Here is a 17,859-nt window from a genome sequence, read left to right as displayed (position 1 = left end):
TCCTTCTCGAGCAGAATAAGCTTATTTTTGCATATTAAGCGATTCTAAAATCTCCTGTACCAATTTCTCTTGTTCTTCTAGGAAAGCCGTGAATTCCTCAGAATTTTTATAGCCGTCTTCCCATCCGTTTGTTTCAAGAACTTTTTGCCATTCTGGTGTTTTCACCATTTCTGAAAGTGTTTTGTTCCAGTAATCAACCGCGTAGTCCGGCATTTCTTTCGGCCCAAACAAACCGCGCCAAATCGTAAATTCCGCATCAATTCCGGCTTCCTTATATGTTGGAATATCGGCATATGTGCCTTTTAACCTCTCTGGAGAAGATACGCCAAGAACACGAACTTTTCCTGCTTTTAAATATTCCCCTGTGCCGGAAATATCTGTAGCAAGCACATCGGCATTGCCGCCGATCAGAGCAGTCATTGCTTCTCCTCCGCCATCATAAGAAACATATTTGATTTTCGCAGCGTCAACACCCGCTTTTACAGCAGGGAGCATGGCAACCAAATGATCCTGAGAACCCGGAGACGAGCCGCCTGCCAGTGTTAAACTGTCCGGTTTTGCTTTTAAGTCCTTAAACAGCGATTCTAAGTCTTTGTACTTGGAATCTGCCGGAACGACAATCGCTCCGTAATCTTTCGTAAGCTGTGCAATTGGCGTTAAATCCCTATAGGAATGCGGGCTGTTTCCTTCTTTTTTCAAATTGTTAATAAGCAGTGGAACAGAAGGAAGAAACAGCCGGTAAGGGTCTTTAGGATCCTGGCTGATAAAATCCGCGAGTCCGACTGCCTGTCCGCCGCCTGGCTTGTTTTCAACGGTCATGGACTGCTCTGTTAATCCCGTTTCATTTAATACTTTCGTTAAAGCGCGTGCAGTTGTATCAAGCCCGCCGCCTGCTCCAGATGGCGCATTAATGACAATCGGCTTTTCCGGATAAGCAGCGTTTTCTTCTTTGCTTCCTCCGGAGGAAGAAGAAGTAGAATTGCTGCACGCTGCTAAACTAAGTGCAAGCGCACCGGCTGTAATCAGACTGCCCCACTTTTTTACCTTGAACGTCACACTCATTGAAATGCCCCCTTTATTTGGTAACGCTTTCATTTACGAATAGTACCACCAATGAATGAACAGGAATAGTTTCTGTTCATTCATCTCATAAAGATCATTAAACGGCATTAACGTCATATTTTTCACGGAAAATAAATGCCGCGTTGAAAATATGATCGTTATTCAAGTTATGGAGAAAAACTTCTATCAGCGGGCAGAAGCTGATACTTTTTAAGAAAGCGTTTTCATTCAAACAAAACAAATGCGGGGGTGTATAAAATGAGCAGGACATTCGATCGTTATGCCAGCATTATCTTTTTATTAATAGGCGCCTTTTTTATCACAGAAAGCCGTAAAATTGCTGCCACTTCTTATGGAAGCAACGTGGGACCGGATATTTTTCCAATTGGACTCGGCATTTTACTCATTTTATTAAGCATCAAGCTTTTTATCGAAGCCGTAAAAAATAAACAGGACGGAAAAGGAGGAGAAAAGCCGGATTACAAGAGGTTTTTCATTATCTTTGCAGCCGCCATTCTTTACATTGTGCTGCTGGAGCCGCTTGGTTATGTGATTACAACCTTTTTATTTTTACTGATTGGATTTCAAGTGCTGGAAAGGGGCGGCTGGCTGAAAAGCATTTTGATCGCCGCGGCGTTTTCTTTTGGGGTTTACTATATTTTTGTCGGTCTTTTACAAGGCTCGCTGCCAGGATTTCCGGTTTAAATTAAAGGAGGTGCTTACACATGGATACAGTACAATTTTTAATGAATGGGTTCGGGGTTGCCATGCAGTGGCAAAACTTATTGTTTGCTTTTTGTGGTGTCCTGATTGGAACGGCGGTAGGTGTGCTGCCGGGAATCGGGCCTATGAGCGGCGTGGCTCTTTTAATTCCGATTACCGCAACGCTTACATCGGGCCTTGACCCGCAAAGCGCTGCCGCCAGTTCGATTATTTTGCTTGCGGGTGTATATTACGGAGCTATGTATGGAGGATCGACCACCTCGATTTTATTAAACACGCCGGGAGAGTCTTCTTCGGTTGTAACGGCGCTGGATGGTTACCAAATGGCAAGGCAGGGACGGGCTGGAGCAGCACTTTCTATTTCTGCTATCGGCTCATTTGTAGCAGGGATTGTCTCGCTTCTAGGCTTAACCTTGCTGGCGAAGCCGCTGTCCGAATTAGCTCTTTCATTCGGGCCGGCTGAGTATTTTTCGCTGATGCTTCTCGGCTTGTGTGCGGTCAGTGGACTGGCAGGAAGCTCGATTACAAAAGCACTTATTATGACAGTCGCCGGCCTGCTTTTAGCGACCATCGGAATGGATAATGTATCCGGTGTTTCCCGCTTTACGTACAATAACCCTTATTTGTATTCAGGACTTGAATTTTTAACAGTAGCAGTAGGTTTATTCGCGCTTGGTGAAGTGTTCCGGACGATTTTAGACCGTGACAATGGGGACGGCAAAACAGCGAAAGTGGGGCGGATTTTGCCGACAAAGCAGGATATGAAAGAAAGCACCGGGCCTATTTTCCGGGGCTCGCTGCTCGGCTTTTTTATTGGTGTGCTGCCAGGGGCAGGGGCGACGCTTGCCTCTTTCTTTTCTTATATTGCCGAGAAGAAAATAAGCAAACGTCCGGAAACATTCGGCCATGGAGCGATTGCAGGAGTAGCTGCACCTGAGTCTGCCAACAATGGAGCATCGGGCGGCGCTATGATCCCGCTCCTGACAATGGGTATTCCGGGCTCCGGCACAACCGCTATTTTGATGGGAGCCCTTATTATGTACAACGTACAGCCGGGCCCGCTGTTGTTTGAAGATAATCCGCAGGTAGCATGGGGTTTGATTGCCAGTATGTTTATCGGTAATGTAATGCTGCTTGTTTTAAACATGCCGCTTGTAAAAGTGTTTGCCAAGGTGATTGATACGCCGGCCAAATACTTGCTGCCGATTATTGTGGCGATTTCCATCTTCGGTGTGTATGCCGTACAATTTAATATTTTTGATTTAGCTTTACTGCTTACCTGCGGCCTGCTCGGTTACTTTTTAACGAAAAATGACTATCCGGTCGCGCCACTCGTTTTAGCGCTGGTGCTTGGTCCGATGATTGAAAATAATATGCGCCGCGCCCTTACTTCTTCCAATGGTGATTTTTCTGTTTTTGTCACAAGTCCGGTGTCACTCTTGTTCCTGCTGATTGGCGCGTTATGGATCAGTATTCCGCTTATTATGAAGATGCGTGGCCGTTCCGTCATTATTAACGAAGAAGATTAAGGGGGAGCCGATATGGAACTCGGAGGGACATTTGCTCGTTTCGTGGTGGAATTAAACAAAGCGGCTCAGCCGTTTCAATCGAGCATCGTGTTAAAAACAGATCATCGCAGCATTGATGTAAAAAGTATTTTAGGACTGACACATTCCGTTTTAACCTCCAAAACATTTCAGCTTGAGATTCATGGGCCGGATGAAGAAGAGGCGAAGCAGGAAATGGTAAAAGTGTTTCACCAGTTTCATATGCCGGTAGAAGTGAATGAATAAAGAAGCGGTCCGTACAGGACCGCTCTTTTTCTTTTGTTTTTTGAATCGTATACTTTTGATCAGTGGCTGTTTCTATATAAAAAATAAAATCCGCCCTGCATGGAGCGGATTTTTCATTTTATGGTTTCAGGATCACTTTAATACATTCATCTGCGTGATCATTAAACATTTGATAAGCCTCGCCTGCCTGCTCGAGCGGCACTTTGTGGGTAATAATTTCTGTCGGGTCAATCTCGCCGGCTGTAATTTTCTCAAACAGCTCCGGCATGTAATGAATGACAGGTGCCTGGCCCATTTTTACAGTAACATTCCGCTCAAATAAATAGCCGAGCGGGAACATGTTATACAAAGAACCGTAAACGCCAGTGAGCTGAATTGTTCCGAACTTGCGAACCGCTCTCAAGGCGATTTGGATCGCACTTAATGTACCGCCCTGCAGCTTGAGTTTTTGTTCGATCGCTTCAACCGGCGATTTTTTTCCGTCCATGCCGACACAGTCAATGACAATATCCGCGCCGCCATTGGTAATCTCCCTTAAATGATCGCCCATGTTTTTATATTCCGAGAAATTAAATACCTCAACGTTATTCATCTTCTTGGCATGAGCCAGGCGGTACGGAACGTGGTCCACAGCAATGACCCGCTTGGCGCCTTTCATCCAGGCAAACTTCTGTGTTAATAAGCCAACCGGTCCGCAGCCAAGTACAACAACCGTGTCTCCTGCTTTCACGCCGGAATTTTCAACGCTCCAATAAGCAGTCGGTAAAATATCAGATAGGAATAAAACCGATTCATCCTCAAGCTCGCAAGATTCTGGAATCACAAAGGGCATGAAGTTTCCGTATGGCACGCGCATATATTCTGCCTGGCCGCCGGGGAAGTTTCCGTAGCGCTGTGTAAAGCCGAAATAACCGCCCGAATCGATATGAGGGTTGGCGTTAGAGTTGTCACACTGGCTCTCCATATCGTGATTACAATAGAAGCACTGGCCGCAGGAAACGTTAAACGGCAGCACCACACGGTCGCCTTTCTTGACTTTCGTGACGTCCGGCCCGACTTCCTCTACAATCCCCATCGGTTCATGGCCGATGACATAGTCGTCTTCTGCCGGCGGCAGAGCACCCTGGTAAATATGCAAATCAGAGCCGCAAATGGCTGTTGAGGTAACACGGACAATAATGTCTTCCCGCTTTTGAATCGTTGGATCCGCTACATTCTTCACCTGCATGTTCTTAATGCCTTGATACGTAACTGCACGCATGAAAAAACCTCCTGATTTTTAGAATAGTTTTCTTTTACCCGCATGACGGAATATTATGCTGAAAAAACGCGTATTCCTTTTTAAATGGTACAGGGTTTGTTTCCTGTTATAGTAGAAACAAGGAATCTTTAAAACAAAGAAAGGCGGATCACAAATGAATCAGTTATATGATTATCATGTATGGGCGAATGAACGAATGCTGGATCATCTGGCTTCGTACCCTTCCGTTTTTACAAAACCGATGGCAGGGCCGTTTTCCTCTATCGCTCGGACATTTGAGCATATTTATGACGTAGACCGGATATGGTTTTCAAGGATGAAAGAATCCAGTGAACCGGCAGGCGGCGAAACAACTTTTTCGACTGCGGCAGAAGCGAAAAAAGCTTTTACGGATCTCGGAAAAGAAATGAGTGGTTTTTTACGGGGGGCACAAAGCGGTGATACAATGATTAACTATCGGACGAAAGAAGGGGTGCTCTTTCAAAATACGTTATCTGAGCTTGTGATCCATGTGGTCAATCACGGCACTTCCCACCGTGGAAATGTGGTGGCGATGATGAGAACAGCAGGATATGGGAGCTGCCCGACTGATTTTATTTATTTTTTGCGGGACAATCCATCTACATAAAGTAAAAAAAGGCCGCTTTAAATAAGCGGCCTTTTTCACAGCTATTCTAAATTGGCATGGCGCCCGTACATACGGCCGGAATCCATCCCGCGTCTTTCCATGATCATTAAAATGAGCGAATCATAAAACAGCAATAAGCTTTGTTCAAACAAAGAACCCATCGGCTGAATCGATTTATTGTTTATATCGGCTTTTGTCTGAGCAGGAATCTCAATGACGATGTCTGCAATCCGGCCGATCGATGAATCCGGCACAATGGTTACAGCCGTAACCTGGGCGCCGATCGACTTGGCTTTTTCCGCCATCGCCACAAGGCTTTTTGTTTCACCCGAACCGGAACCGACGATAAACAAATCGCCTTCTTCTACATTCGGCGTGATCGTTTCGCCTACAACATACGGATCTAAGCCGACATGCATCATGCGCATCGCGAAGGATTTTGCCATAAACCCGGAGCGTCCTGCGCCCGCTACAAAGATTTTTTTCGCTTCAAGGATGTGGGTCACAAGCTGTGCCGCGTCTTTATCACGGATAAGCTGAGCGGTTGTGTGAACCTCCTGCAGAATGCGTTCAAGCTGCTTGGTCATTAAAACGTAACCGCTTCTTTGACAAGCTTCTGCATTTCGGCAGCAGCTGCTTTTTTGTCGTCTTGGCCAGTGATCCCGCCGCCTATGATAACAAGATCCGGCTGTTCTTTAATCACTTCTGGAAGTGTTTCAAGCTTAATCCCGCCGGCAATCGCTGTTTTCGCATTTTTTACGACGCTTTTAATTGTGTGCAGGTCTTCAAAGGAGTTTTTACCGACTGCCTGCAAATCATAGCCCGTATGGACGCAGATATAATCAACACCAAGAGCATCAAGTTCCTGCGCGCGTGTTTTAATATCTTTGACCGCGATCATATCTACAAGAATTTGTTTGCCTTGTTTTTTCGCTTCTTCTACGGCGCCTTTGATGGATGCATCTTCCGCCTGGCCGAGGATAGTCACAATATCGGCGCCTGCTGCTGAAGCTTGTGACACTTCGTAGCCGGCTGCATCCATAATTTTAAGATCCGCCAGCACGTCCAGGTTCGGGAACGCTTCTTTCATAGCTTTAACCGCGTGAAGCCCTTCATTAATGATAACAGGCGTGCCAATTTCAACGATGTCAACGTGGTCCTGTACTTCCTTCACAAGCTCGATACCTTCCGGAATATTTACAAGGTCTAACGCTAATTGTAATTTCATAATACATGCTCCTTTTTTGTTTGATGTTGTTCATTGTAAAGTGAAGCTGAGCAAAAAAGAAGTACGCACTTTAAACTCATATAGTGCTGAAAAGTATACTGTCCAATAAAAAAGAGCGTGCTCTGCACGCTCTCTTGGTTATTTATTGTGTCCAATTTCTACAGTGGGTTCATCCACTTGTTCTTCAATAAATTTCTTATATTTCTTGCCCCAATCGTACATCGATTCAAGAATGGGCATTAAAGTCCGGCCTTGGTCTGTTAAGGAATATTCTACTTTTGGAGGCACAACCGGATACACTTCCCGGTGAACGATAAAATCCGATTCGAGCTCACGCAGCTGATTCACAAGCATACGCTGCGTAATGCCGGGCATTAACGATTTTAATTCGTTGAACCGTTTTGTTCCTTCTTTCCCTAGATGCCAAAGAATCAGCATTTTCCATTTCCCGCCGATCACCGCCAGCGTCAGTTCTTTTTCACAGTTGAATTCTCTTGCGCACACATGTCCCACTTGTAAGCCCCCCTTTTCAAACAGTATACAATATGTATGTACAGTTCAAAAAGGAACTTGTTTGGCCGGCAGTTGATCTTGGGGCGTTTTGCTGAGAAAATAACAAAGAACAGCGGCTAGTATTCTGGATAAGAGAGGGATTACATATGAATATTGCAACAATTGGTACAAGCATGATTACAGAGCGGTTTATTGATGCTGTCAGCAAAACAGATGCGTTGACGTTTGCCGGCGCTTTCTCCCGTTCGGTCGAAAAAGCAAAGGGGCTGGGAGCGCCGCGCGTTTTCACAGACCTTGCAGAGCTGGCGTCTAATGAAACCGTTGATGTTGTATACATCGCTTCGCCTAATTCACTTCACTTTGAGCAGGCGCTTTTTTTAATGAAGCATAAAAAGCATATTATTTGCGAAAAACCAATGTTTTCAACGGCTGACCAGTGCAGAGAGGCCTTTCAAACTGCGGAAGAAAACAGCGTATTTTTATTTGAAGCGTTCCGCAATTTGTATACGCCAAACCATGCACGCCTAAAAGAGGTGGTTGAAAAAGTCGGTCCGATCCGTCATTCATTTTTGCAGTATATGAAATACTCGTCCCGCTACGACAATGTACTGGCTGGGGAAGAACCAAATATTTTCTCACCGAAGTTTTCCGGCGGTGCGCTTGTTGACTTAGGCGTATATCCGATCAGCCTGGCTGTTTCCTTGTTTGGCAAGCCAGAGCGTATCAGTGCCCATGTGACGATGCTGCCGACAGGTGTGGATGGAAGTGGTTCGGTTGTTCTGGATTACGGCACACATGTGTGTACCACAATGTTCTCGAAAATAACGGATTCGTTCCTGCCGGGTGAAATCAGCGGCGAAAACGGCACGATCAGCATTGATCATGTGGCACCAATTGCAAGCATCCAGTTTACGGATCGTCTTTCAGGGGAGCAGGAACAACTTGCCGTTGCAGAAGAAGAAAACGATATGATGTATGAAGCAGAAGCGATTGCAAAAGCGATTCAGTCAAATGACCGCAACCTGTATGAGCACTACCGGAACATAAGCGAAATTGTGATCGAGATCACGGAAGAAGCGCGCAGACAGGCCGGCGTCGTCTTTACTTCATAAGAAAAAACGTGTTTACCTGGCGATTTGTAACGGCCAGGCAAACACGTTTTTTTTATGGGCAAAATGAGCGAGCGGCTTTTGTTCAAAAACGGCATCCGGCAAAAAAGAAAGGGACGGCGGATCCAAAACCGTACAGCGCGCTTCCGCCACACGCCACCGGTCATGGTGAATATCTCCGCGGAAAACAAAGCCGCCTTTTTGATCAAACAGGCAATAGCGTTCAAGCAGCCAAAAGTCTATACTGCCTTTCTGTGGAATAAAGACAGAGGAAGAAGGGAAATAAACGGCACGAAAAGGATGTTTGCTTCCTGATTGAAAGTCCACCGTTTGATTGCGCACAAGCAGCTTCATTTGAGCATGGTAATACGGAAGAAGAGAAGCGGCCCGTGCACCCAAAACGACCGGCCATTTATCGACACCAAGGCTGAAAAAGTAAACACCGGGAACGCCTTTATACGTGACGTAAGTGCGTATATTGATTTCTAAATAGGAATGATAAAAAGGAAAAGGCGGCAGGCCGCGCAGGTGGGTGCCGCGGGCTAAAAAAGGCACAATGCTGACCCAAGCGCTGCCGCCGAACAAATCAAGAGAAAGAGCGGCTGGGATATGCGGTTCGAGTTTCTTGGCTGAAACAGGCCAGTGAAGAAAAAGCATAAAATCCCATTGCTGTGCTGCGATCCAGGGAGAAGAAGGGAGAGCAAAAGGACGCTGGCTCGTTTCACTGAAAGTGTTGGCCATTTCACGGGACTCCTCTCTATTTCTGTTTTGTGTCTAACCCATCTTCATCTTTTTTAGGAGCGGATGCTTTTTCTAAAAGGGCCGTTAATTTATCGTTGGCGTCTTTTACCCATGGTTTCATTTTTTGAAGATCAGGGTTGTCTTTTTGTGCTTCGGCTATAAGCGGGTAAAGGCTTTTTTCAATAGCTGTGTATTCTTCTGGATATTGCTCTTCCACTTCAGCTTCAGCTAAATCCCAATGTTCCTCCAGGCTTTCTCCGGCTTTCTGAAGCTCCTCACCGCTTTCAGAAGATTCAATATGGGTGTTTACGCGGTCAAGCATACTTTGTACATTTTGAATTTCACTTGGCAAATCACGCGCCTGTTCCTCAATAGTATCGGTTTCGGTATCCAGTACAGGCTGTTCACTTTCGTCCGTTCCACATCCGGCTGTCAGCATCCCTGCCAGGAAAAAAGAAGCAGCATAGTAGGTTTTTTTCATGATGATCCCCTTTTCATCTTTTTTACTACTATTTACAAATGGCACCGTTTTAAACGCTTTTTTTGCTTCGTTTGGCTCTTAAAAGGACGGGTAAAAAGAAGAAAAAGGAGAGAAGCATAATGGCATTTGATTATTCGCTTGACTTTGACCATATTGACTTTCGAAAAGAACCCAAAAAATACCGTGTCGGCCGGGGCGAGCAGGGGGTACTGCTTGTGGAGCCTTACAAAAGTGAAATTTTGCCGCACTGGCGCTTTAAAACACCCGATATTGCCCGGGAATCATCAGAAAAGATTTACAGCATGTTTTTGGAATACAAAGAAAAAAAAGATTTTGTCGGCATGGATATGGCACGCAAGTTTTTGCAGATGGGCTATACGCGGGCACGTCGTTACACAAACTACAAAGGAGGCCGCAAATATAATAAAGAAGGAAAGGTAAACGAGCGGAATATTGATGAAGAAAAAGCGCAGTCAGCAGCGATTTTCCAGATGAAATGGAAAGCTGTGCGCGAAAATCAGGAGTACTTAAAATTGAAAAAAGAACATCAGAAAAAATATGGCTGATCGTAAAAAAAGAACCGGCCTGCTCAGGGCAGGACCGGTACGTTGAAAGAGCTCTTATGCATTTTTGCGGTGAAAACCTTTGGCATAGTATACCACCGTTAATGAAAGCAGCCAAAGCGGACCGACAATCAGGGCAATTCTTGTGTCCGCACCAAAGCCCATTACAACAATGACGCCTGCTAGAAACGCAAGAGAGATGTATGAAGTAAAAGGAAATAGCGGAACTTTGTATTTAAGTCCTTGCTGCTGTTGCGGGCTCAAGCTTTTTCGATAGCGAATTTGTGAAAGCAAAATAACTGCCCATGTCCAAATCGCTCCGAATGTTGCAATGCTCGTTACCCATGTGAAAACTTTAGCGGGTACAAGATAATTCAACAAAACGCCAATGAGCAGCACACCGGCAGATGCAATAATAGCTTTGCCCGGAACACCGTTTCGAGTCAGCGTTTGATAAGAAGCAGGTGCTTCCCCGTGTTCTGCCAGATTAAACAGCATGCGTCCTGTACTGAAAATACCGCTGTTGCAAGATGAAAGAGCGGCCGTTAGGACAACAAAGTTGATAATGCCGGCTGCTGCTGGAATACCTACTTTTTCAAATGTCAGGACAAACGGGCTGCCTTGTGTGCCAATTTCGGTCCACGGATAAATGGACATAATGACGAATAAAGCGCCCACATAAAAAATTAAAATCCGCCAAAACACAGAGTCAATCGCTCTTGACAATGACTTTTCCGGGTTTTTTACTTCCCCGGCCGTAACACCGATTAATTCAATGCCCAAGTAAGCGAACATAACCATCTGCAAGGATAACAGAAGTCCTTTTGCCCCATTTGGGAAAAAGCCGCCGTTCTCCCAAAGATTGCTGATTCCGGTTGCAATACCACCGTTTCCAATTCCGAAAGCGATCATTAACACACCGATTACAATCATGGAAAGAATCGCAACAATTTTGATGAGAGCAAACCAAAACTCCAATTCCCCATATGCTTTTACCGCTAAAAAGTTAACGGTTGTCATAATGACCAAGGCGGCTAATGCCCAAATCCAGGCTGGAACGTCTGGATACCAGAAGCCCATATAAACGCCGACTGCGGTAATTTCCGCCATACAGGTTACAACCCATAAAAACCAATAATTCCATCCAGTTATAAATCCGGCCAGCGGGCCAAGATAATCACGCGCGTATTTACTAAATGAACCGGCAACAGGCTTTTCAATCGCCATTTCACCGAGCGCACGCATAATAAAAAACATCACCATGCCACTCACAGCATAAGCAAGCAAGATTCCTGGACCGGCCATTTTAATCGCGGTAGCGGAACCTAAAAAAAGCCCGACGCCGATGGCTGCGCCGAGTGACATAAGTGTAATATGCCTTTCTTCTAATCCACGGTGCAGTTCATTGCTGTTGTTTGGCTGAGGCGCTATTTTCTTTGACTCTAGTTGTGCCATTTGTGTTCTCCCTTTCCTTAAAATAGGCTCCAAAATGGAAAAAAAATTCTCTGAGATGCTTCAAGAAATTAACGCACTTTCTCATTGTATCCCTGTGCTGTTTTGATTGGCAAGAAAAATAAGAAAGAAACATAACCCCCTTTTTTGCCAAAACAGGGAAACTGGTGAAGAGTGAATCAAGAGAATCCTTGATAGAACTGATTTGATACCGCTTACAATTTGGAGCGTATGCCCATTTTAACATTGATTAATAGAAAAATTGTTTGTGGAGAAATAAAAATTTTTTTCGCTTGTTTGGGAATATGAACAAAAAGAAGAGGAGGAATTTCACGAAAAAAAGTTCATTTTTAGTAAGATAAAGTCTCTTTTTTTTTTGCTCTTTAAGAAAAAATATCTGGAAAAAATGGAAAAAGCACCGGTGCTCTTCACCAGTGCTTTTTCATTAATGATCCTGCCGGAACCAGCCCTTTCTCCAGAAAAAGACAAACATGGACAGGGAAATACCAGCCATGACACCAAGAACGATAAAATAACCGTAGTGCCAGTGTAATTCCGGCATATGATCAAAATTCATTCCGTAAATGCCGGCAATAAACGTAAGCGGCATGAAAATCGTTGTGATGACCGTTAATGTCATCATAATGCTGTTCATACGATTTGAGTTCACGGAAAGATAGCTGTCACGCATGTCTTTTGTGAGTTCCCGGTTTGATTCAACGATTTCTGTCAGCATTAAAAGATGATCATAAATATCTTTAAAGTATAGTTTGCTTTTTTTACCCATTTGAATCCGGTCTGAATTCAGTACACGGTATAACAATTCCCGCATCGGAAAAATAATCCGGCGCAGCTTCAGCAGCTCTTTTCGAATATCAAATAAATCATCTGTGCTCGCCTGGTCTGCATCCTCTGCTTCGAGCTGGATTAAGCTGTCCTCAATCTGATAGACGCTCGGGAAAAAGTGGTCGACTACTTTGTCAACAAGATGGTATAAAACCTGAACTGGGTTTAAGTTTTTTATTTTTTTAGCATCCAGCAGACGTTCCCATACTGTGTCAATTTCAACAGATTTTTTCCGATGAAAAGTTACAATATAGTTTGCACACCAAAAAATATCAATCTCTTCCGGATCAAGCGTTTTTTGATTGATGGATTGAATAATCATAAAGTTGTGATCTTCATAGTAATCCAGCTTTGGCCGTTGAATAAAATGCAGGCAGTCTTCAATCGCCAGCGGGTGAAATGCGAAAAAATCCTGTAAAATTGCCGTTTCTTCGTTTGTCGGCTGGTCAAGGTCCACCCAGTACCAAAGGATGTTGTCCCCGCGAAGGTCTTCAAGCGGGATGTTATGCAACACAGCTTGATCAGCCGTAATTGCAGCCGTTCGGATCATGCGCATCACCTTCTTCTTGTAGTAAGCCCTTAACAGTATACAGCATATCCGCATGTTTGTAAGGAGAGAAGGGAGGGAACAGGGAGCAGACGAAACAGATTTCTGATTCACGAAAAGGAATGTTTTATTTTTAAAATCAGTAACTACATGCTCCTGTATGAGACAGGCGCTTTTCTTTCGTTTTAAATCGTAATAATGACGATTTACATCGTGGGAGCAATATGCTACCATGATGTCAGCGTAATCAGCCGAATAAATACGGATGTACAAGTGGCTGCAGGCGTTCTTTATTTATGAAGAAATGCATTAATGAATGTTTTGAATTGTAAGGAGGAAACAATGCTGACTCATCGGATTTATCTGGCGCTTGCCATTCCGCTCATTTTTTCAACTGTTACAACGCCGCTACTTGGCGCAGTTGACACAGCGGTTGTAGGCTGGCTTCCTGATCCGGCTTACATTGGCGGTGTAGCGATCGCCAGCATGATTTTTAATACAATGTACTGGCTGTTTGGTTTTCTTCGTGTCAGTACATCCGGTTTTACGGCTCAAGCTGATGGCGCCCGGGATTCTCAAGCTATGAAACTAGCGCTGATGAGGCCTTTTTTGGTGGCGCTGTTGATCGGCTGTTTGTTTATACTGCTTCAATGGCCTATTAAAACGATTTTCTTCTCTATCATGAATCCGGATCAGGCCGTTCTTGCGGCGGCGTCAGACTATTTTATGGTTCGAATTTGGGGAGCACCTTTTGTGCTGATGAATTATGTGATACTCGGGTGGATGATGGGCAGATCATTCATTAAAGCATCTTTCTGGCTTCAGGTGTGGATGAACGTTTCAAATATCATCCTTGATATTGTGTTTGTTAAAGGATTTTCGTTCGGGATTGCAGGTGTAGCAGCTGCAACGCTTATTTCTGAAATATCGGCGTTTTTGATCGGGCTGTTTATTATCTGGAAGTCGGCAGGAATCCGGCTGAGAGATATAAAAGAGCCCCGCTTGTTTGAAGCGGCTCCGTTTTTAAAAATGATGGCTGTAAACCGCGATTTAATGATTCGAACGGTCTGCCTTTTAGCTGTGTTTAATGCGTTTACCGCCCAGGGTGCTTCATTTGGGACTGATGTTCTGGCAGCAAATTCCATCTTAATTCAAATTCATTATATTATGGCGTATTTTTTTGATGGCTTTGCCAATGCCTCGAGCATTTTAACCGGCCGGGCGGTTGGCGCAGACGATAAAGACATGTACAAAAAAACGGTTTCTTTGTCGATTCAATGGTCTGCAGCAGCAGCAGTGCTGCTGACGGCAGCGTACTTCTTTTTACGGGAGCCGGTTATTAGACTGTTTACAAATCTGCCGCAAGTATTGGAGCTGGCCGATTCTTACAGTGCCTGGCTGCTCCTGTTTCCGGCAAGCGGCGCATTAGGCCTTGTGCTGTACGGGGTCTTTACCGGTGCTTCACAGGCGGCTCCTGTCCGCAACTCTATTGCAGCAGCACTGGGAATGTACCTTCTAATTCAATGGGCAGGTGTCCCAGCTTTTGAGAATCACGGTCTTTGGCTCGCTTTTATAAGCTTTACACTGGCTCGTTCCGTTTTTCTTGTTTTTTATATGCCTGCGCTTGGACGCCGACTGTTTCCGCCTGAGAGGGACAGGGACATGGATAAGAAAGCCTTTGCTGATCAAACTTGAATCAGCAAAGGCTTTTTTGGGTATGGATGAATAGAAAAGGAGGCAGCGATATGAACGAAAAGTACACGGGCTTAGCCGAAACGGCGATCCAGTCCATTGAAAAAATTGCAGGCGCTCATCCAGGCTTTCGAAGGGCGCATGCAAAAGGCTGCTTTTATCAAGCTGTTTTTGTTCCAAATGGGGAGGCTGCACCGTATACAAAAGCCGCGCATTTGCAGCAAAGGCCGGTGCCGGCAGTCGTCCGTTTTTCAGACAGCTCACCAAACCCAAATATGATCGACAGTCTTTCACCAGTAAAAGGCATGTCTGTTCAGTTTCACCTGCCCAATGGAGAAAAAACCTATTTGGTTAGTGTAAATGTCCCGGTTTTTTTAACGAAAACACCGGAAGCGTTTGTGGAAATGATGAGGCTTGCCGCCGAAGGGCCGGGACCAAGAGATTTAATGAAATTGTTTGTCGACTATCCGGAAAGCAAAGCGGCTTTTCAGATTTTAAAACAAATGAAGCCGTTCGTCAGCTATTCAACGAGCCGCTATTTTCCTATTCATACATTTTACTTTGTTAACGAAGCAGGCGACAGGCAGCCTGTAAAATATGAATGGATACCAGAGAAATCGTTTAGCGCAGAAGCAAAAAAAGAAGCTGTTACCCATCCCGCGGATTACTTAGAAAAAGAATTGGAAGATGAGCTGCCTGTCAGCTTTACACTTTCTATTGTTCTAGGAAAATCGGGAGATGCCACGGACGATTCAACCGTACTTTGGCCTGAAGACCGGCTGCGTATTTCTGTTGGTCGTCTGGAAATAAGAGAAAAAATTCTCCAGCCAAATGACCGGGTCATTTTCGACCCAACTGTGCTTCCGGATGGGATAGAGTGTTCGAATGACCCGGTTTTACATGCCCGCCATGCTATTTATGCTGCTTCTTCTTTACGTCGTTTTAACGGTCTGTAATAGAAATGAAATACAATTGACCTAAAAAAAACGTTAAAATGAAATAAATAGAACCGATGTATAGGTTAAAAGCGGCATATTTTTGAATGGAGGCAACAAAGTGAAAAAATGGACGATATTTATCACGGCATTGTGCCTGGTTCTTTCTCTGCTGGGCATTCAAGCACCTGTTCAGGCAGCGGGATTTAACGATGTTCCATCGCGTGCAGTTAAGGAAGTAAATTACTTAACGCAAGGAAAAATTATTTACGGTGTTACTCCGTCATCATTCGCTCCAGGAGCAATATTGACGCGGGCGCAAGTGGCCATTTTTGTCGGCCGGACCCTGCAGCTTAATGGACAGCAGCGGGCTACTCGTTTTTCCGACGTGGGAAAAGGAAACACGGCGTCCGGCTATATTGAAGCCATGGCCGATAAAGGCATTATGCTCGGTACACCAGACAATCAATTTTTCCCTTCTAAAGCCGTTACACGCGGTGACATGGCCATTATTTTACAAAGAGCATTCGGTTATTCCGGAAATGCTGAACAGGCTCTTTTAAAGCTTGGGATTGCCAGCGGAATGGAAGACGGCACATTTGGCACGAAAAAAACGATTACCCGCGCAGATTTTGCGGTGTTTCTTGCACGTGCTGTGAATCCATCTTTTCGCTTGAAACAGTCAGCTTCTTTTGAGTCAGCATTTGTGTCAACCACAAACAACTTAAATATTCGGACAGGCCCATCAACGGATTACACGTCTATCGGCAAAATTTCAGCCAACACAAAAGTATCGGGTGCCCATTCTGTCGGCGGCTGGACTTATGTAAAAGCAGGGTCTCTGACCGGATTTATCAGTTCTTCCTATTTGCGCTCATCGTCAGGAAGTACGGCGCCTGATGCACCGGCTCCAGCTCCGTCACCAAATACGGATTCTGCTTTGGCCGGGCAAACGATTATTTTAGATCCGGGTCATGGGGGCAAAGATTCCGGCGCGGTCGGCAATGGCTTAAAGGAAAAAGATGTTGTGCTCAAAGCCGGCCTGCAAGTAAGCAGCCTTTTAAAGGGAACACCGTTTACGGTAAAAATGACCCGGTCTTCGGATGTCTTTATTGAACTACTTGACCGTTCTGCGTTTGCAAAAAATGAAGACGGAGATATTTTTGTCAGTATCCATGCAAATGCCGCAACACCTGCAGCAACAGGTACAGAAGCGTATTATTATTCAGCCGGCAACCAGCATGCAGCCGACAGCAAGCTTCTTGGCGAAAAGATTCATGCACGTATGCTTGCCGCATGGGGCCTTCGCGACCGCGGTACGAAGCCGGGCAATTACTCGGTTCTTCGGGAAAACAGCATGCCAGCTACATTGCTTGAGCTTGGTTTTATCACAAATGCAGGAGATGCTGCCAGGATGGCATCTGATGCTCAAATGAATAAAATGTCTATTGCGATTTACAATGGGATTCTTGATTATTACAAAGCAAAAGGATTTAGCGTAGATGTGTATTACAAATAAAAAGTGGCTTCCGTTTTGAACGGAAGCCATTTTTCATCGGAGGAGATTGTCATGGTCCGCATTCAAAAAACAGGAAGTTTGTATCAGATCTCTTTTATGCCATCCCTGTTTCCGGTTAACTGCTATATGGTTGAGGAAGAAAGATTTCTTACGTTGATTGATGCAGCGCTTCCGTTTAGTGCAGCCGCCATTATGAATATGGTGAAACAATTGGGCAAGCCGATTGAACACATTGTACTTACGCATGCTCACGAAGACCATATTGGCTCAGTCGATCGATTAAAAGCGTTTATACCTGATGTGCCCGTTTATATATCTGCACGCGACGCGCGGATTTTAAAAGGGGATTTGACGGTTGATGCGGGCGAAGCACAAAAGCCTATTAAAGGCGGCGTTCCGAAAAGAATGAGCACAAAACCGGATGTAGAACTGAATGAAGGAGATCGAATCGGCTCGCTCGAAGCCGTGTTTACGCCAGGCCATACGCCGGGCTCCATGTCGTTTTGGGACACCCGGAACAAGCACCTGATTGTTGGAGATGCTTTTCAAACACACGGAGGAATGGCGGTTGCCGGTACGTTTAAACCGCTGTTCCCTTTTCCAGCATTCGGAACATGGGATAAAGAGACCGCGATTGAAAGTGCCAAACGGATTCAGGCGCTTCAGCCAGCGCTTCTTGCGGCGGGTCACGGCAAGATGGTGCCGAATCCAGAGAGCGCCATACGCCAGGCAATTGGCGAAGCAGAGAGAAAACTGAGTTAAAAAA

General features: G+C 45.0%; 19 protein-coding genes. 10 read left to right on the top strand and 9 right to left on the bottom strand.

Annotated elements, in window-relative coordinates:
- Nucleotides 1–21: 21 nt before the first annotated feature.
- Nucleotides 22–1,062, bottom strand: coding sequence for a tripartite tricarboxylate transporter substrate binding protein (locus tag RIN81_RS13495; RefSeq protein ID WP_309091006.1), 1,041 nt, complete (start codon nucleotides 1,060–1,062; stop codon nucleotides 22–24).
- Nucleotides 1,063–1,320: 258 nt separating this feature from the next.
- Between RIN81_RS13495 and RIN81_RS13490 the strand changes: the two genes are divergently transcribed.
- Genes RIN81_RS13490 through RIN81_RS13480 form a run of 3 tightly spaced genes read left to right on the top strand, consistent with a single transcriptional unit; the run spans nucleotide 1,321 to nucleotide 3,578 of the window.
- Complete coding sequence (locus tag RIN81_RS13490) at nucleotides 1,321–1,767, top strand: tripartite tricarboxylate transporter TctB family protein (protein WP_309091004.1); 447 nt, start codon at nucleotides 1,321–1,323, stop codon at nucleotides 1,765–1,767.
- A 20-nt stretch (nucleotides 1,768–1,787) separates the two neighbouring features.
- On the top strand, nucleotides 1,788–3,314 hold the full coding sequence (locus tag RIN81_RS13485) for a tripartite tricarboxylate transporter permease (RefSeq protein ID WP_309091001.1): 1,527 nt from the start codon (nucleotides 1,788–1,790) through the stop codon (nucleotides 3,312–3,314).
- Between the two features lie 12 nt (nucleotides 3,315–3,326).
- Entirely contained in the window at nucleotides 3,327–3,578 is a 252-nt protein-coding gene (locus RIN81_RS13480; protein WP_242234835.1) for an HPr family phosphocarrier protein, read from the top strand.
- A 118-nt stretch (nucleotides 3,579–3,696) separates the two neighbouring features.
- On the opposite strand, the gene RIN81_RS13475 is transcribed toward RIN81_RS13480, so the two are convergent.
- Nucleotides 3,697–4,839: a zinc-dependent alcohol dehydrogenase gene (locus RIN81_RS13475; protein WP_309090999.1), complete on the bottom strand. Its 1,143-nt coding sequence runs from the start codon at nucleotides 4,837–4,839 to the stop codon at nucleotides 3,697–3,699.
- 154 nt (nucleotides 4,840–4,993) lie between these two features.
- On the opposite strand from RIN81_RS13475, the gene RIN81_RS13470 reads away from it, so the two are divergent.
- Complete coding sequence (locus RIN81_RS13470) at nucleotides 4,994–5,467, top strand: DinB family protein (RefSeq protein WP_309090996.1); 474 nt, start codon at nucleotides 4,994–4,996, stop codon at nucleotides 5,465–5,467.
- Between the two features lie 41 nt (nucleotides 5,468–5,508).
- On the opposite strand, the gene hxlB is transcribed toward RIN81_RS13470, so the two are convergent.
- The 3 genes from hxlB to RIN81_RS13455 form a co-directional block, all read right to left on the bottom strand.
- The gene (hxlB, locus tag RIN81_RS13465; protein ID WP_309090991.1) at nucleotides 5,509–6,054 is read right to left on the bottom strand and encodes a 6-phospho-3-hexuloisomerase; all 546 of its coding nucleotides are present in this window, start codon (nucleotides 6,052–6,054) and stop codon (nucleotides 5,509–5,511) included.
- The gene (hxlA, locus tag RIN81_RS13460; protein WP_309090987.1) at nucleotides 6,054–6,695 is read right to left on the bottom strand and encodes a 3-hexulose-6-phosphate synthase; all 642 of its coding nucleotides are present in this window, start codon (nucleotides 6,693–6,695) and stop codon (nucleotides 6,054–6,056) included. Before hxlA ends, hxlB begins: the two co-directional genes overlap by 1 nt.
- 138 nt (nucleotides 6,696–6,833) lie before the next feature.
- Entirely contained in the window at nucleotides 6,834–7,208 is a 375-nt protein-coding gene (locus RIN81_RS13455) for a winged helix-turn-helix transcriptional regulator (protein ID WP_309090985.1), read from the bottom strand.
- A 146-nt stretch (nucleotides 7,209–7,354) separates the two neighbouring features.
- Between RIN81_RS13455 and RIN81_RS13450 the strand changes: the two genes are divergently transcribed.
- On the top strand, nucleotides 7,355–8,320 hold the full coding sequence (locus RIN81_RS13450; protein WP_309090984.1) for a Gfo/Idh/MocA family protein: 966 nt from the start codon (nucleotides 7,355–7,357) through the stop codon (nucleotides 8,318–8,320).
- 12 nt (nucleotides 8,321–8,332) lie between these two features.
- Here RIN81_RS13450 and RIN81_RS13445 read toward each other — a convergent pair whose 3' ends face one another.
- Together RIN81_RS13445 and RIN81_RS13440 are read right to left on the bottom strand one after the other, a co-directional pair.
- The gene (locus tag RIN81_RS13445; RefSeq protein WP_309090982.1) at nucleotides 8,333–9,058 is read right to left on the bottom strand and encodes a YqjF family protein; all 726 of its coding nucleotides are present in this window, start codon (nucleotides 9,056–9,058) and stop codon (nucleotides 8,333–8,335) included.
- A 16-nt stretch (nucleotides 9,059–9,074) separates the two neighbouring features.
- The gene (locus RIN81_RS13440; RefSeq protein ID WP_309090980.1) at nucleotides 9,075–9,539 is read right to left on the bottom strand and encodes a hypothetical protein; all 465 of its coding nucleotides are present in this window, start codon (nucleotides 9,537–9,539) and stop codon (nucleotides 9,075–9,077) included.
- 119 nt (nucleotides 9,540–9,658) lie between these two features.
- On the opposite strand from RIN81_RS13440, the gene RIN81_RS13435 reads away from it, so the two are divergent.
- A complete protein-coding gene (locus tag RIN81_RS13435) occupies nucleotides 9,659–10,105 on the top strand; it encodes a DUF4385 domain-containing protein (RefSeq protein ID WP_309090978.1) in 447 nt (148 codons plus the stop codon).
- Nucleotides 10,106–10,159: 54 nt separating this feature from the next.
- On the opposite strand, the gene alaP is transcribed toward RIN81_RS13435, so the two are convergent.
- Together alaP and corA are read right to left on the bottom strand one after the other, a co-directional pair.
- Nucleotides 10,160–11,557 carry an alanine permease AlaP gene (gene alaP / locus RIN81_RS13430; RefSeq protein WP_309090977.1) on the bottom strand — a complete coding sequence of 466 codons (1,398 nt, stop codon included), beginning with the start codon at nucleotides 11,555–11,557 and terminating at the stop codon, nucleotides 10,160–10,162.
- A gap of 442 nt (nucleotides 11,558–11,999) precedes the next feature.
- Nucleotides 12,000–12,950 carry a magnesium/cobalt transporter CorA gene (gene corA / locus RIN81_RS13425; RefSeq protein ID WP_309090974.1) on the bottom strand — a complete coding sequence of 317 codons (951 nt, stop codon included), beginning with the start codon at nucleotides 12,948–12,950 and terminating at the stop codon, nucleotides 12,000–12,002.
- A gap of 342 nt (nucleotides 12,951–13,292) precedes the next feature.
- On the opposite strand from corA, the gene RIN81_RS13420 reads away from it, so the two are divergent.
- The 4 genes from RIN81_RS13420 to RIN81_RS13405 all read left to right on the top strand — a co-directional run bounded on the left by RIN81_RS13420 (nucleotide 13,293) and on the right by RIN81_RS13405 (nucleotide 17,855).
- Nucleotides 13,293–14,642 (top strand): MATE family efflux transporter, encoded by a 1,350-nt coding sequence (locus RIN81_RS13420; RefSeq protein ID WP_309091069.1) that lies wholly within the window; start codon nucleotides 13,293–13,295, stop codon nucleotides 14,640–14,642.
- A gap of 50 nt (nucleotides 14,643–14,692) precedes the next feature.
- The gene (locus tag RIN81_RS13415) at nucleotides 14,693–15,595 is read left to right on the top strand and encodes a catalase family peroxidase (RefSeq protein WP_309090972.1); all 903 of its coding nucleotides are present in this window, start codon (nucleotides 14,693–14,695) and stop codon (nucleotides 15,593–15,595) included.
- A gap of 100 nt (nucleotides 15,596–15,695) precedes the next feature.
- Nucleotides 15,696–17,093 carry an N-acetylmuramoyl-L-alanine amidase gene (locus RIN81_RS13410; RefSeq protein WP_309090970.1) on the top strand — a complete coding sequence of 466 codons (1,398 nt, stop codon included), beginning with the start codon at nucleotides 15,696–15,698 and terminating at the stop codon, nucleotides 17,091–17,093.
- Nucleotides 17,094–17,144: 51 nt separating this feature from the next.
- Nucleotides 17,145–17,855, top strand: a complete 711-nt coding sequence (locus RIN81_RS13405; RefSeq protein ID WP_309090968.1) for an MBL fold metallo-hydrolase — start codon at nucleotides 17,145–17,147, stop codon at nucleotides 17,853–17,855.
- Nucleotides 17,856–17,859: the final 4 nt, after the last annotated feature.

The organism is Domibacillus sp., assembly GCF_031181085.1.
Classification (GTDB): Bacteria; Bacillota; Bacilli; order Bacillales; family Domibacillaceae; genus Domibacillus.
This window is presented reverse-complemented; position numbering and strand designations above follow the sequence as displayed.

What these genes read in the sequence shown, in the direction of transcription:
- RIN81_RS13495 (WP_309091006.1), bottom strand. Translation starts at nt 1,062, where the DNA reads ATGAGTGTGACGTTCAAGGTAAAAAAGTGGGGCAGTCTGATTACAGCC.
- RIN81_RS13490 (WP_309091004.1), top strand. Translation starts at nt 1,321, where the DNA reads ATGAGCAGGACATTCGATCGTTATGCCAGCATTATCTTTTTATTAATA.
- RIN81_RS13485 (WP_309091001.1), top strand. Translation starts at nt 1,788, where the DNA reads ATGGATACAGTACAATTTTTAATGAATGGGTTCGGGGTTGCCATGCAG.
- RIN81_RS13480 (WP_242234835.1), top strand. Translation starts at nt 3,327, where the DNA reads ATGGAACTCGGAGGGACATTTGCTCGTTTCGTGGTGGAATTAAACAAA.
- RIN81_RS13475 (WP_309090999.1), bottom strand. Translation starts at nt 4,839, where the DNA reads ATGCGTGCAGTTACGTATCAAGGCATTAAGAACATGCAGGTGAAGAAT.
- RIN81_RS13470 (WP_309090996.1), top strand. Translation starts at nt 4,994, where the DNA reads ATGAATCAGTTATATGATTATCATGTATGGGCGAATGAACGAATGCTG.
- hxlB (WP_309090991.1), bottom strand. Translation starts at nt 6,054, where the DNA reads ATGACCAAGCAGCTTGAACGCATTCTGCAGGAGGTTCACACAACCGCT.
- hxlA (WP_309090987.1), bottom strand. Translation starts at nt 6,695, where the DNA reads ATGAAATTACAATTAGCGTTAGACCTTGTAAATATTCCGGAAGGTATC.
- RIN81_RS13450 (WP_309090984.1), top strand. Translation starts at nt 7,355, where the DNA reads ATGAATATTGCAACAATTGGTACAAGCATGATTACAGAGCGGTTTATT.
- RIN81_RS13445 (WP_309090982.1), bottom strand. Translation starts at nt 9,058, where the DNA reads ATGGCCAACACTTTCAGTGAAACGAGCCAGCGTCCTTTTGCTCTCCCT.
- RIN81_RS13440 (WP_309090980.1), bottom strand. Translation starts at nt 9,539, where the DNA reads ATGAAAAAAACCTACTATGCTGCTTCTTTTTTCCTGGCAGGGATGCTG.
- RIN81_RS13435 (WP_309090978.1), top strand. Translation starts at nt 9,659, where the DNA reads ATGGCATTTGATTATTCGCTTGACTTTGACCATATTGACTTTCGAAAA.
- alaP (WP_309090977.1), bottom strand. Translation starts at nt 11,557, where the DNA reads ATGGCACAACTAGAGTCAAAGAAAATAGCGCCTCAGCCAAACAACAGC.
- corA (WP_309090974.1), bottom strand. Translation starts at nt 12,950, where the DNA reads ATGATCCGAACGGCTGCAATTACGGCTGATCAAGCTGTGTTGCATAAC.
- RIN81_RS13415 (WP_309090972.1), top strand. Translation starts at nt 14,693, where the DNA reads ATGAACGAAAAGTACACGGGCTTAGCCGAAACGGCGATCCAGTCCATT.
- RIN81_RS13405 (WP_309090968.1), top strand. Translation starts at nt 17,145, where the DNA reads ATGGTCCGCATTCAAAAAACAGGAAGTTTGTATCAGATCTCTTTTATG.